At 74.1% G+C, this 12,867-nt stretch carries 11 protein-coding genes and 1 pseudogene; 8 read left to right on the plus strand and 4 right to left on the minus strand.

Annotation, left to right across the window (positions count from 1 at the left end):
* Positions 1–27 precede the first annotated feature (27 nt).
* From DEJ43_RS31630 to DEJ43_RS31650, 5 genes are all read left to right on the plus strand, one after another.
* On the plus strand, positions 28–861 hold the full coding sequence (locus tag DEJ43_RS31630; protein WP_015037501.1) for a M55 family metallopeptidase: 834 nt from the start codon (positions 28–30) through the stop codon (positions 859–861).
* Positions 854–2,188 (plus strand): M20/M25/M40 family metallo-hydrolase, encoded by a 1,335-nt coding sequence (locus tag DEJ43_RS31635; protein WP_015037502.1) that lies wholly within the window; start codon positions 854–856, stop codon positions 2,186–2,188. The genes DEJ43_RS31630 and DEJ43_RS31635 overlap by 8 nt, the downstream gene beginning before the upstream one ends.
* Positions 2,189–2,212: 24 nt before the next feature.
* Positions 2,213–4,216 (plus strand): S9 family peptidase, encoded by a 2,004-nt coding sequence (locus tag DEJ43_RS31640; protein ID WP_041663101.1) that lies wholly within the window; start codon positions 2,213–2,215, stop codon positions 4,214–4,216.
* Positions 4,217–4,293: 77 nt separating this feature from the next.
* Entirely contained in the window at positions 4,294–5,211 is a 918-nt protein-coding gene (locus DEJ43_RS31645; protein ID WP_041664429.1) for a S66 peptidase family protein, read from the plus strand.
* A 160-nt stretch (positions 5,212–5,371) separates the two neighbouring features.
* On the plus strand, positions 5,372–7,162 hold the full coding sequence (locus DEJ43_RS31650; RefSeq protein WP_041663102.1) for a CocE/NonD family hydrolase: 1,791 nt from the start codon (positions 5,372–5,374) through the stop codon (positions 7,160–7,162).
* Between the two features lie 25 nt (positions 7,163–7,187).
* Here the strand turns inward: DEJ43_RS31650 and DEJ43_RS31655 are convergent, their stop codons facing one another.
* Positions 7,188–8,276, minus strand: coding sequence for an adenosine deaminase (locus DEJ43_RS31655; RefSeq protein WP_015037506.1), 1,089 nt, complete (start codon positions 8,274–8,276; stop codon positions 7,188–7,190).
* A 303-nt stretch (positions 8,277–8,579) separates the two neighbouring features.
* Positions 8,580–9,727, minus strand: a pseudogene (locus DEJ43_RS31660) (alkene reductase).
* Positions 9,728–9,903: 176 nt separating this feature from the next.
* Between DEJ43_RS31660 and DEJ43_RS31665 the strand changes: the two are divergent.
* The gene (locus tag DEJ43_RS31665; protein ID WP_015037509.1) at positions 9,904–10,794 is read left to right on the plus strand and encodes a LysR family transcriptional regulator; all 891 of its coding nucleotides are present in this window, start codon (positions 9,904–9,906) and stop codon (positions 10,792–10,794) included.
* On the opposite strand, the gene DEJ43_RS31670 is transcribed toward DEJ43_RS31665, so the two are convergent.
* A complete protein-coding gene (locus tag DEJ43_RS31670; RefSeq protein ID WP_015037510.1) occupies positions 10,791–11,585 on the minus strand; it encodes a GntR family transcriptional regulator in 795 nt (264 codons plus the stop codon). The two genes, DEJ43_RS31665 and DEJ43_RS31670, sit on opposite strands and share 4 nt — an antisense overlap.
* 176 nt (positions 11,586–11,761) lie before the next feature.
* Here DEJ43_RS31670 and DEJ43_RS31675 point away from each other — a divergent pair, with 176 nt between their 5' ends.
* Together DEJ43_RS31675 and DEJ43_RS31680 are read left to right on the plus strand one after the other, a co-directional pair.
* Positions 11,762–12,013 carry a lipopolysaccharide assembly protein LapA domain-containing protein gene (locus tag DEJ43_RS31675; RefSeq protein WP_015037511.1) on the plus strand — a complete coding sequence of 84 codons (252 nt, stop codon included), beginning with the start codon at positions 11,762–11,764 and terminating at the stop codon, positions 12,011–12,013.
* Positions 12,010–12,360, plus strand: coding sequence for a hypothetical protein (locus tag DEJ43_RS31680; RefSeq protein WP_015037512.1), 351 nt, complete (start codon positions 12,010–12,012; stop codon positions 12,358–12,360). Before DEJ43_RS31675 ends, DEJ43_RS31680 begins: the two co-directional genes overlap by 4 nt.
* A 149-nt stretch (positions 12,361–12,509) precedes the next feature.
* Here DEJ43_RS31680 and DEJ43_RS31685 read toward each other — a convergent pair whose 3' ends face one another.
* On the minus strand, positions 12,510–12,842 hold the full coding sequence (locus DEJ43_RS31685; protein ID WP_015037513.1) for a DUF6204 family protein: 333 nt from the start codon (positions 12,840–12,842) through the stop codon (positions 12,510–12,512).
* Positions 12,843–12,867: the final 25 nt, after the last annotated feature.

Raw genomic sequence — 12,867 nt, forward strand, 5'->3', positions numbered from 1 at the left:
CGCCGGGCGGCGCGTACGGTGCCAGACATGAAGATCCTCATCAGCGCCGACATGGAGGGCGCGACCGGTGTCACCTGGCCCGCCGACGTGCTGCCCGGCACGCCCCAGTGGGAGCGGTGCCGCTCGATGTTCACCTCCGATGTGAACGCGGCGGTGCTCGGCTTCTTCGACGGCGGCGCGGACGAGGTCCTCATCAACGAAGCGCACTGGTCCATGCGGAACCTGCTCCTGGAGCGGCTCGACGAGCGGGCCGAGATGCTCACCGGGAAGCACAAGTCGCTGTCCATGGTCGAGGGCGTGCAGCACGGGGACGTCGACGGCATCGCCTTCGTCGGGTACCACACCGGAGCCGGCGCCGAGGGGGTCCTCGCCCACACCTATCTCGCCAACTCGATCACCGGCGTCTGGCTCAACGGCGAGCGGGCCAGCGAGGGCCTGCTCAACGCCCATGTGGTCGCGGAGTACGGCGTCCCCGTCGTCCTCGTCACCGGCGACGACCTGACCTGCGAGGACGCCCTCGGATACGCCCCCGAGGCGCCCAAGGTCGCCGTCAAGGACCACGTCTCGCGGTACGCGGCGGTGTGCCGGACCCCGGCGAGAACCGCCGCCGACATCCGCGCGGCGGCGAAGACCGGCGCCGCGCTCGCCGTGCGCCACGAACCGGTCCGCGGCGGCCCCTTCACGGTGGAGCTGGAATTCGACGCCGAGCACCTGGGCGCGGCCGCCACGGTGGTTCCCGGCGTGGCGCGCGCCGCCGAGCGGCGCGTCGCGTACACCAGCGGGACGATGTACGAGGCAATTCGCACGTTCAAGGCGGTCACGACCATCGTCTCGGCCGCGGTGGAGGAGCAGTATGGCTGAGGAGGTCCGGGGTCCGGACACGACGGCGCTCGACGAGGTGGTCACCTTCACCTCCGAGCTCATCCGCATCGACACCACCAACCGGGGCGGCGGCGACTGCCGCGAGCGCCCCGCCGCCGAGTACGCGGCCGAGCGGCTCGCCGCCGCCGGGATCGAGCCCACCCTCCTGGAGCGGGCCCCCGGCCGCACCAATGTGGTGGCGCGCATCCCCGGCACCGACCCGACGGCCGACGCGCTCCTGGTCCACGGCCATCTGGACGTCGTGCCCGCCGACCCCGCCGAATGGAGCGTCCACCCCTTCTCCGGCGAGGTCCGCGACGGAGTCGTCTGGGGCCGCGGCGCCGTCGACATGAAGAACATGGACGCGATGGTCCTGGCCGTCGTCCGCTCCTGGGCCCGGCAGGGCGTCCGGCCGCGCCGCGACATCGTCCTCGCCTACACCGCCGACGAGGAGGCGAGCGCCGAGGACGGTTCGGGTTTCCTCGCCGACCGGCACGCCGCGCTCTTCGAGGGCTGCACCGAGGGCATCAGCGAGTCCGGGGCGTTCAGTTTCCACCCGCAGCCCGGCACCACCCTCTACCCGATCGCCGCGGGGGAGCGGGGCACCGCCTGGCTGAAACTGACCGCCCACGGCCGGGCGGGCCACGGCTCCAAGGTGAACACGGCCAACGCCGTCACCCGGCTCGCCGACGCCGTCGCCCGGATCGGCTCGCACACCTGGCCGGTCCGCCTCACCGCGACCGTCCGCGCCGCCCTCGCCGAACTCGCCGCCGTGTACGGCCTCGACGTCGACACCAGCGGGCCCGTCGTCGATGTGGACCTCCTCCTCGACAAGCTCGGCCCCGCCGCGGCCCTCGTCGAACCCACCCTCCGCAACAGCACCAACCCGACGATGCTCGACGCCGGGTACAAGGTGAACGTGATCCCCGGCCAGGCCGTCGCCCACATCGACGGGCGGACCCTGCCGGGCACCGACGAGGAGTTCGCCGCCACCATGGACGAGCTCACCGGACCGCACGTCGAGTGGGAGTTCCACCACCGCGAGGTGGCCCTGGAAGCCCCCGTCGACTCGCCGACGTTCGCCAAGATGAAGGCCGCCGTCGAGCGCTTCGACCCCGAAGGGCACGTCGTGCCGTTCACCATGTCCGGCGGCACCGACGCCAAGCAGTTCTCCCGGCTAGGCATCACCGGATACGGCTTCTCGCCGCTCCGGCTGCCCCCCGGTCTGGACTATGGTGCCCTCTTCCACGGCGTCGACGAACGCGTACCCGTGGACGCCCTGCACTTCGGTGTCCGGGTGCTCGACCACTATCTGAGGTCCGCCTAGGACCGCGTGACAGGGGGAGTTGGGATGACCACGACCACGGCCGCCTACGGCAGCTGGCCGTCACCCGTCGACGCGGCGCTCGCCGCCGCCCACGACGGGCGGCCCGAGTACCCCGGCGTCGTCGGCGACGAACTGTGGTGGACGGAGCCCCGCCCCGCCGAAGGCGGCCGGCGGGCCCTGGTCCGGCGGCGCGCCGACGGCACCGAGGAGGGCGTGCTGCCCGCCCCGTGGAACGTCCGCAGCCGCGTCATCGAGTACGGCGGCCTCCCCTGGGCCGCGGTGCCCCGCCCGGCCGGCGGCCCGCTCCTGGTGTTCTGCCACTTCCCCGACCAGCGGCTCTACGCGTACGAGCCCGACGCCGGCCCCGACGCCACGCCCCGGCCCCTCACCCCCGTCTCCGGCACCGGCGGCGGACTGCGCTGGGTGGACCCGGTGATCCACCGGGAGCGGGGCGAGGTGTGGTGCGTCCTGGAGGAGTTCACCGGACCCTCGCCCACCGACGTCCGCCGGGTGATCGCCGCCGTACCGCTCGACGGCTCGGCCGCCGAGGACCGCGCTGCCGTCCGCGAACTCTCCGACGACGGCCACCGGTTCGTCACCGGGCCCCGGCTCTCCCCGGACGGACGACGGGCTGCCTGGATCGCCTGGGACCACCCCCGGATGCCCTGGGACGGCACCGAGGTCCAGCTCGCCGAGGTCACCCCCGACGGCACCTTCCACGGGGCCACGACCGTCGCGGGCGGCCCCGCCGAGTCGATCCCGCAGGTCGACTGGGACGCGGCCGGACGGCTGCTCCTCGTCAGCGACCGGACCGGCTGGTGGAACCTCTACCGGGCGGAACTCGACCCGCGCGGCGGACTCGGCGAACAGGCCGCCCTCTGCCCTCGCGCAGAGGAGTTCGGCGGCCCGCTCTGGAAGATCGGCCTCAACTGGTTCGCCCCTCTGGAGAACGGGCTGATCGCCGTCGTCCACGGCAAGGGGACCACCTCCCTCGGCATCCTCGACCCGGAGCGCGGCGCCCTCGTCGACGCCGCGGGGCCCTGGACCGAATGGGCCCCCACGCTCGCCGCCCACGGCACCCGGGCGATCGGCGTCGCCGCCGGCCCCCACAGCTCCTACGAACTCGTCGAACTCGACACCCGCACCGGCCGCACCCGCGTGGTCGGCGCCGCGCACACCGACGCCGTCGACCCCGCCCACCACCCCGAGCCCCGCGTCCGTACGTTCACCGGACCGGGCGGCCGGGAGATCCACGCCCAGATCTATCCGCCCCACCACCCCGGATTCACCGGCCCGCCGGACGAGCTGCCGCCGTACGTGATCTGGGCGCACGGCGGACCCACCGGCCACGCCCCGCTCGTCCTGGACCTGGAGATCACCTACTTCACCTCACGGGGCATCGGGGTCGCCGAGGTCAACTACGGCGGCTCCACCGGCTACGGCCGGGAGTACCGGGAGCGGCTGCGCGAACAGTGGGGCGTCGTCGACGTCGAGGACTGCGCCGCCGTCGCGGCGGCGCTCGCCGCCGAGGGCACCGCCGACCCCGCCCGGCTCGCCGTGCGCGGCGGCAGCGCGGGCGGCTGGACGACCGCCGCCTCCCTCGTCGCCACCGACGTGTACGCCTGCGGCACGATCATCTACCCCATCCTCGACCTGCGGGGCTGGGCCACCGACGAGACCCACGACTTCGAGTCCCAGTACCTCCACGGCCTCATCGGATCGATCGACGAGGTGCCCGCCCGCTACAAGGAGCGCTCACCGATCGAGCACGTCGACCGGGTCACCGCGCCCTTCCTGCTCCTCCAGGGCCTCGACGACGTCATCTGCCCGCCCGCCCAGGCCGAGCGCTTCCTCACCCGCACGGCCGGCCGGGGCGTCCCGCACGCCTACCTCGCCTTCGAGGGCGAGGGCCACGGCTTCCGCAGGGCGGACACCATGGTGCGCGCCCTCGAAGCCGAACTCGCCCTGTACGCACGCGTCTTCGGTATCACCCGGACGGACGTGCCCGACCTGGAGTACCGGACGTGACCGCGCCCGATCCCGCGCCCGAACCCGCGCCCACCGGGGGCCACGGCGAGGCGGCGGCCCGGCCGCACGTCGGACCGCTGACCCGGCCCGAGCGGCTGCGCCCCGGCGCCCGGGTCGCCGTCGTCGCCCCCAGCGGGCCCGTCCCCGAGGAGCGGCTGAGGGCCGGGCTCGACGTCCTGCGCGGCTGGGACCTCGATCCGGTCGTCGCCCCGCACGTCCTGGACACCCACCCCACCCTCGGCCATCTCGCGGGCGCCGACCGCGACCGGGCCAGGGACCTGACCGAGGCCTGGTGCGACCCCACGGTCTCCGCCGTCCTCTGCGCGCGCGGCGGATTCGGGGCACAGCGCATGGTCGACCTCGTCGACTGGCGGGCGATCCGGGAGGCCGGCCCCAAGGCGTTCGTCGGGTACAGCGACGTCACCGCCCTGCACGAGGCCCTCGCCGTCCGGGCGGGGTTCGCCACCCTGCACGGCCCGATGGTCGCCGCGGGGACCTTCCTCTCGGACCCGCGGACCCGGGAGTCGCTGCGCGCCACCCTGTTCGAGCCGGAATCGGTCCTGACCCTCGGCCTGGAGACGGCACGGGCCCTGGTGCCGGGGCGGGCCCGGGGCGTCACCTTCGGCGGCTGCGTCAGCCTCCTCGCCGCCGACCTCGGCACCCGGCACGGCAGACCGTCCGCCCGGGGCGGGCTGCTGCTCATTGAGGACGTGGGGGAGGAGCCGTACCGACTCGACCGCATCCTCACCCAACTCCTGCGCTCCGGACACCTCGACGGGGTCGCGGGCATCGGGCTCGGCTCCTGGGTGGAGTGCGGCCCCTACGAGGAGGTACGCGCCGTCCTCGTCGACCGCCTCGGCGGCCTCGGGGTGCCGGTCGTGGAGGAGATGGGCTTCGGCCACAGCGAGACGGCGCTGACCATGCCCCTCGGGATCAGCGGCACCCTCGACGCGGAGCGGGGCACCCTCACCCTCGACGTACCCGCCCTGCGCTGAGGCGCCGGGCGGGCCGGCCCCCGGGCCCCGTCTTCACCGAATCTCCGTCAACAACCTTCGTCCGGAGCGTTGACGGGCTCTGACACGTGTCACAGCATGGGCGCTGCCCAGGTACCTACCAGTCGGTAGGCGACTGGGTCCCCCCGGTGTCGTCCTCAGCATGGAGGTCCCTGTGTCCCGTGCCGTGCCCCGATCCCGCAAGGTCCTCGCGCTCGTGGCCGGCGCGGCCGCGCTCGCCGCGCCCCTGGCGCTCGCCGCCCCCGCGAGCGGCGCCGAGACCGCCGCCGGCGCCTACACCGTGACCCCGCTGCGGTTCACCGTCCAGGCGGGCGGCCGGAGTTGTGCCGTCGACGCCGACCTCTACCGGCCGGCCGGAGTGGACGCCGAGCACCCCGCGCCCGCCGTCCTCGCCACGAACGGCTTCGGCGGCAGCAAGAACGACGGCTCCACCGACGCCATCGGCAAGGCCTTCGCCGAGCGCGGCTACGTGGGCCTCGTCTACTCGGGCCTCGGCTTCGGCAAGTCCGGCTGCCTGATATCGCTCGACGCTCCGGAGACCGACGGCCGCGCCGCCGCCCGGCTCGTCGACTTCCTCGCCGGCGCCCTGGCCGCCGACGACGGCACCCGCGCCGACTTCGTCACCCGCGACGGCGCCGGCGACCCGCGCGTCGGCATGATCGGCGGCTCGTACGGCGGCGCGGTGCAGCTCGCCACCGCCTCCGTCGACCCCCGCGTCGACGCCCTCGTCCCGCTCATCACCTGGAACGACCTCGCGTACTCCCTCGCCCCCAACGCCGCCGACCGCGACACCCCGGGCGTCTTCAAATGGCAGTGGGCCAACGGGTTCTATCTGATGGGCGAGGGTCAGCCGCTCCTCGTCCCCTCCCTCGACCCCAGCCGGATCAACTCGCTCGGCTGTCTGCATTTCGTCACGGACGCCTGCGACACCGTGCGGCTCCTCAACTCCGGCCGCTACCCGAAGGCCGCGACCGACAAGATGCTCGCCTACGCCCGCAGCGTCTCCCCGGTCTCGTACGTCGACCGGATCACCGCCCCCACGCTCCTCGTCCAGGGCCAGGCCGACACCCTGTTCAACCTCAACGAGGCACGGGCCACCTACGACCGGCTGCGCGAGCGCGGCGTCGACACCCGGATGATCTGGCAGTCCTGGGGTCACAGCGGCGGTCAGAAGCCCGGCGAACTCGACCTGGGGCAGGGTAACCTGGAGAGCAGCTACGTCGGGCAGCGGATCCTCGGATGGTTCGACCGGTACCTGCGGAAGAACACGGCCGCGGACACCGGCCCGGCCTTCGCCTGGTACCGCGAAGGGCAGAGCGGCTACGGCACGGCCGACGGCGTCCCCGCGCTCAGCCAGCGCCTGTACCTCTCCGGCGACGGCAAGCTCGTCGACAACCGCGCCAAGGTCGCCGAGGGGTCCCGCCGGTACAGCAACTGGCTGGTCCCGACGAGCCATTCGGAGTCCTCGCTCGCCGGGACGATCGGACTGCCCGACCCCCGGCCGTACGACACCCCGGGGACCTACCTCGGCTGGACCACCGCCCCGCTCACCGCCCCCGTCGACCTCGTCGGCGCCCCGAAGGCCACCCTGAAGGTGGACTCCCCGGCGGCCGAGCGGGTCCAGGACTCCGGCGACGCCGCCGACAAGCTGGTGCTCTTCGCCAAGCTCTACGACGTCGCCCCCGACGGCACGAAGACCCTGGTCAACCGGCTCGTGGCGCCGGTGCGGGTGCCCGATGTCACCCGCCCCTTCACCGTCGAACTGCCCGCCGTCGTCCACCGCTACGAGACCGGCCACCGGCTGGAGCTGGTGATCGCCGCGAGCGACACGGCGTACTCCGGCAACCGAGGAGTCAAGCCGGTGACCGTCGCCAGCACCCCCGACGACACCGGGACCCTCGAACTGCCCCTGGTCCAGGGCACGGTGGGCTGACCCGCCGTCGCCCGGACCGGCGCGGTCAGAGCGCCGCGTACCCCGGGCGGACGACCTCGTCGATCAGCCGCTGCCGCTCCGGCAGCGGCAGGAAGGCGGCCTCCAGGGCGGCGACCGTGAACTCCTCGAACACCTCGGGGCCGTACCCGAAGGCGTCCACCATGTGCTGGAACTCCTCGCTCATGGTGGTGCCGGAGACCAGCCGGTTGTCGGTGTTGAGCGTGATCCGGAAGCCCAGGCGGCGCAGCTCGTCGATCGGGTGCGAGGCGTAGTCCTTCGCGGCGCCGGTCTGGAGGTTGGAGGTCGGGCAGACCTCCAGGGCGATCCGGTTGTCCCGGACGTACGAGGCCAGCCGGCCCAGCGTGCCGTCCTCGGCGATGTCGTCCGTGATCCGCACGCCGTGGCCGATCCGCTCGGTGCCGCAGACCTGCACGGCCTCGTGGATCGACTCCGCGCCGACGGCCTCGCCCGCGTGGATCGTGAAGTGGCAGTTCTCCCGCTTCAGGTGCTGGAAGGCGGGGAGGTGGCGGGCCGGCGGGTTGCCTATCTCGCCGCCGGCGATGTCGAAGCCGGCCACGCCGTTGTCCCGGTGCGCGACGGTGAGCCGCGCAATCTCCAGGGAGCGGTCGGTGTGGCGCATGCCGGTGAGGAGGGTGCGGACGGTGATCCGGCCGCCGGCGCGGCGCTCGCCCTCGCGGAAGCCTTCGTTCACGGCCTCGACGACCTCGTCGAGGGTCAGGCCGCCCTCCAGGTGCTGCTCGGGGGCGTAGCGGATCTCGGCGTAGACGACACCGTCCGCCGCCAGGTCCTCGGCGCACTCGGCCGCGATGCGCGTGAGCGCCCCGCGGGTCTGCATCACCGCGCAGGTGTGGGCGAAGGTCTCCAGGTAGCGCTCGAGCGAGCCGGAGTCGGCGGCGTCGCGGAACCAGACCGCGAGCGCGGCCGGGTCCTCGGTCGGCAGCGCGGTGTAGCCGCACTCCCGTGCCAGCTCGACGATGGTCGCGGCGCGCAGCCCGCCGTCGAGGTGGTCGTGGAGGACGGCCTTGGGGGCCCGGCGGATCCACTCGGAGACGGTGGCGGCGGCAGGCGTGGCAGGGTTGTCAGACAAGTGCATGGCGGGGAAGTGTACGCCACGCCGGAGGAGCGCGCTGCGAAGGCCACCGCGCGGCCTGGGCCCCGCCTCCTGCGCGGCCCGCGCCCGCCCCGCCGCACGGCCCGCGCCCGCCTCCGCCGCGCAGCCCGCGCCCGCCCCGCCGCACGGCCCGAGCCCTGCCCCCGCCGCACGGCCCACGCCCTGCCCCGCCGCGCGGGCGGGCCCTGCCCTGCCCTGCCCCGCCCGGCCCTGACCCCCGTCCAGGACCGGAGCGGCGTCGCGGGCCCCCGCCGACCGCCCGGGCCCCGCAGGCCGACGGCGAGGTCAGGAAGCGGCCGGTGCCGGTGCCGGTGCTGACGCCGTGGCCGATGCCTCGGTACGGCCGGGAGCGGTCTCCAGCGCCGGGTAGTCGGTGTAGCCGTCCGCCCCGCCCACGTACATCAGTCCCCTGTCCCGCAGGGGATTGAGGGGCGCGCCGACGCGCAGCCGCTCCACCAGGTCCGGGTTGGCCAGGAACGCGCGGCCGAGGGAGACGAGGTCGGCCCCGGCGGCCAGGAGCCGCTCGACCTCGTGCCTGCCGCCGTCCGCCGGAAGCGGGCCCGGCCAGGGCAGCGCAGGGTTGGCGATCAGGGTGCCGGCCCAGTGCTTGCGGATGTGCTGGAAGAGGGGCTCGTCGGGGTCGGCGAAGACGACGTGGAGGTAGCCGAGGCCGCTGTCGGACAGGGCGTCGACGAGCGCCGGGTAGACGTCGTCGGCGTCGTCCTCGTGCATGCCGTTGGCGGTCACCCCGGGGGCGATGCGCAGGCCCACCCGGTCGGGGCCGATCGCCTCGGCGACGGCCTCGACCACCTCCCGCACGAACCGGATGCGGCCCGCCGCAGAGCCGCCGTAGGCGTCGGTGCGGTGGTTCGTGCCCGAGGCCAGGAACTGGTGGAGGAGATAGCCGTTGCCGCCGTGCACCTCGACCCCGGCGAACCCGGCCTCGTCGGCCCTGCGCGCCCCGGCGGCGAAGTCGTGCACCGTCTCCCGGATGTCCTCGGTGGTCATCTCGCGCGGTACGACGGCGGGCCGGTGCCCACCGGACGTGAAGATGGTGTCGGGGAGCGCGATCGGGGAGGGGGCGACGGGCGTCAGACCGCCGCTGTTGTCGGGGTGGCCGATGCGCCCGCCGTGCTGCAGCTGGAGGAACATCCGGCCGCCGGCCTCCCGCACCGCCTCGGTGACCCGACGCAGCCGGCCACGTGTGCGTCGTTGTGGATCGCGGTGATGTTCGGATACGTCTGCCCCACGGCGTTCGGCGTGGAGGCCTCGGCGATGATCAGCCCCGCGGAGGCCCGCTGCGCGTAGTACTCGGCCATGAGCGGCGTCGGAACGCCGTCGGCGGAGGCCCGGTTCCGGGTCATCGGGGCCATCACCAGACGGTTGGGGAGCGGCAGTTCGCCGAGCCGGACGCTGTCGAAGACGCTGGTCATGGTGGTTCTCCCCCTCGTACAGGACACCTCGCTCGGTACGCCGGGCGCACCGTCCTCCCGGATGCTCCGGGGGACCCACTCTCGAACGGACCGGCGCGCCGAACAAGATCGATCTCGTCTACGATCGGTGACCCGGACTCACCGGTGGTGGGGGATGTGAGCGACGGAGGCCGGCGGTGGAGCGACACGAGATCGAGGCATTCCTCACGCTGGCCGAGGAGTTGCACTTCCGCCGCACCTCCGAGCGGCTCGGACTGGCCCAGGGGCGGGTCAGCCAGACCATCAAGAAGCTGGAGCGCCGCTTCGGCGTGGCGCTGTTCGAACGCACCAGCCGGCATGTCGCCCTGACCCCGGCGGGCCGGCAGCTGCGGGACGACCTGCTGCCCGTCCAGGAGCAGTTGCGGCGGGCCGTCGACCGCGTGAAGGCCGCGGGGCGGGGCGTGACGGAGGTCCTCCACGTCGGCTACTCGAGCCCCATGGTCGCGGAGCTGCTCCTGAAGGCGGCCGACGTGTTCCGCGCCCGGTGTCCGGGCTGCGAGGTGGAGATCCACGAGGTCCAGCTCTTCGAATCCTTCGGACCGATCAGGAGCGGCCGGCTGCACCTCCAGGTCAGCGAGGGCCCGGTGGACGAGCCCGACCTCACCCTCGGCCCGGTCCTGTTCTCCGAACGCCGCGTGCTGATGGTCCCCGCCGGCCACGCCTTCGCGCGACGCGCGTCGGTGTCCCTGGAGGACCTCGCGGAGACCACGCTCGTCGCCGTCGAGGGGGACCAGCCGCCGTACTGGGTGGACCGCCACTATCCCCGGCACACCCCGGGCGGCCGGCCCATCGCGCGGATCTCCACGACGTACTGGACGGAGGTGCTGAACCTCGTCGGCCGCGGGAAGGGCGTCTCGCCCGCCTGCGAGGGCGCGAGCCGCTACTACGCCCGGCAGGACGTGGCCTGGGTGCCGTTCAGCGACGCGGAGCCCATCGAGTACGGGGCGTTCTGGCCGACGGGCACCGAGAACGCCCGGACCCGCGCCTTCACCGACACCGTCCGCGAGGTGGCGGGCGTCACGGCCTAGTGCGACTGGAGCACGGGCAGGGCGGGCGCCCCCGTCGGGAGCATGTGCTTGGCGGCCAGGACCGGGGTCTCACCCACCCGCACCACCTGGGTGACGAGTACGGCCGGGGTGTCCGCGGGCCGGCCGAGCTGTTCCCCGCGCCGACGCCCGAGCAGCGTCGCCGTGATGCCGCTGTGGGCGCTCAGGGCCGTCTCGCGCGAGGCTCCGAGCAGGACCGAGAGCATCGAGACGGCGGGCCCGGGCCCGCGCACCGCGCCACCCGCGGCCGTCGCCGCCCGGGCCTCCGTGTCCGTCGCCCGCAGGGCCCGCGCGAACTCGGGGTGGACCCGGTCCAGGAGCTCGTCGGCCGCCGCCCACTCGTGGCTCAGCGCCGCCGCCGTGCCCTCCCCGGTGAGCACCGATTCCCAGAACCGCAGCTCGGCGCGGGCCGGGGCGAGCAGGTGCTGGGTGGTGAAGTCGGTCGGCTCCTCGACCGTCCGCAACAGCGCCCGCACCCGCAGCGGCGCCCCCGGCCCGATCAGCTCCTCCAGGGCCTGGACGTGCTCGAAACCGCGCCGGGGCGGCCGGTCGTTGACCGTGCGGCCGACCCCGCGCCGTACGGTCAGGAGCCCGTCCTCCTGGAGCAGCAGCAGGGCCTCGCGCAGCGCGGGCCTGCTCACCCCAAGCTCCGCCGCGAGCTTCGGCTCGGAGGGCAGCGTGGAGCCCGGGGGATAGGTGCCGTCGTGGACGGCGTCCGCGATGCGCTCGTAGAGCGCGACGACCGGTCGCCGCCGCTGTCCGCTGACCGCCACGGCCGCTCCTCGCCTCGTCTCCGCCGGTGTCCGGGACCACGGTAGTCGGCTCACGTTGTCTGACAAGTCACCCGTACGGCTCTCCTCGCCGTCCCGGAGCGGCCCCGATCACCCCATTCTGGTCCCACGGCGGTGGTCGGGTACGGCCGACGGCACGACGGACGGAGAGGGCGGGCATGAGTCCCAAGGAGACGACACGGACACCCGACGGGGGCAGGTCCCGGCTCGCCGGGGCCTTCACCCCCGGCCGGATCGGGATGATCCTGCTCGCGGCCATCACCCTGGTCTTCATCTTCGAGAACACCCGCGAGGTCAGGATCAGGCTCCTGATCCCCGAGGTGACCATGCCGCTCTACCTGGCCCTGCTGGCCGCCGCGCTCCTCGGCGCCGCCTGCGGCTACTACGCCGCGGCCCGGAGGCGGAAGTGAGGCGGCGCGCCGTCGTCGGCGCGGGCGCCGTCCTCGCGCTCGCGGCCGTCGCCGTCAGCTCCACGGAGGAGACCGCGACGGCCGGCGAGGAGGCCGGGACACGTCCGATGCCGGACTTCCTCGGCCGGGGCCTGTGGCAGGTCTTCACCCGTCTGGACCGCCGGACCCGGCTCGACGTCCACGACGTCAGCGGGCGGGACCGGCGGGTGCTCTGGCCGCCGCGCTGGCAGGTCTGCACGCAGTACCCGGCGGCGGGCACCGGCCTCGACCGCAGGACCACCGTCATGATCGGAGTCGTACGGAAGGGGGAGACCTGCCCGCCACGCGTCCGCACCGCCCGCCGCTGAGGGTCCCGCGCCCGCCGCTGAGAGGCCCGCGCCCGCCGCTGACGGACCCGCGCCCGCCGCTGACGGACCCGCGCCCGCCGTCCGGTGACGGGCGCGCCCCCGTCGTCCGCTGACGGACCCGCCCCCCGATCCGCTGACGGGCCCGCCGCTCAGCGCTTGTAGTTGATCTTCATCGTGTCGAGGTCGGTCACCGTGGAGCGCAGCGCCTTGTACCCGTGGCCGAGTTCCCGGAGCGCGGTCTCCACCCGGTCCTCCGCGAGCGCGCCCGCCATCTCCTCGCCGTCCTCGGCGTCGGAGACGACGACCAGCCGGTACGAGAAGTGCTTCAGCGTCCGGTCGTAGGCCAGCGAGCCCTCCTCCGTGAACTGCATCGCGGTCAGCCCGTGCGCGTCCACCTCGGCGAGCAGCCGGGTCCGGCTCTCCTCCGACAGACCGTCGAACGTGCCGCGCACGATGACCCGGTAGGTGTGCTGCGTGCCCATTCCTCGTACTCCTCGGTGCTGGTTC

Source organism: Streptomyces venezuelae ATCC 10712, from assembly GCF_008639165.1.
In the GTDB taxonomy this organism is placed as follows: domain Bacteria; phylum Actinomycetota; class Actinomycetes; order Streptomycetales; family Streptomycetaceae; genus Streptomyces; species Streptomyces venezuelae.

Coding starts and splice junctions, on each gene's coding strand:
- DEJ43_RS31640 (WP_041663101.1), top strand. CDS start 2,213: ATGACCACGACCACGGCCGCCTACGGCAGCTGGCCGTCACCCGTCGAC.
- DEJ43_RS31630 (WP_015037501.1), top strand. CDS start 28: ATGAAGATCCTCATCAGCGCCGACATGGAGGGCGCGACCGGTGTCACC.
- DEJ43_RS31675 (WP_015037511.1), top strand. CDS start 11,762: ATGAGTCCCAAGGAGACGACACGGACACCCGACGGGGGCAGGTCCCGG.
- DEJ43_RS31635 (WP_015037502.1), top strand. CDS start 854: ATGGCTGAGGAGGTCCGGGGTCCGGACACGACGGCGCTCGACGAGGTG.
- DEJ43_RS31685 (WP_015037513.1), bottom strand. CDS start 12,842: ATGGGCACGCAGCACACCTACCGGGTCATCGTGCGCGGCACGTTCGAC.
- DEJ43_RS31650 (WP_041663102.1), top strand. CDS start 5,372: ATGGAGGTCCCTGTGTCCCGTGCCGTGCCCCGATCCCGCAAGGTCCTC.
- DEJ43_RS31655 (WP_015037506.1), bottom strand. CDS start 8,276: ATGCACTTGTCTGACAACCCTGCCACGCCTGCCGCCGCCACCGTCTCC.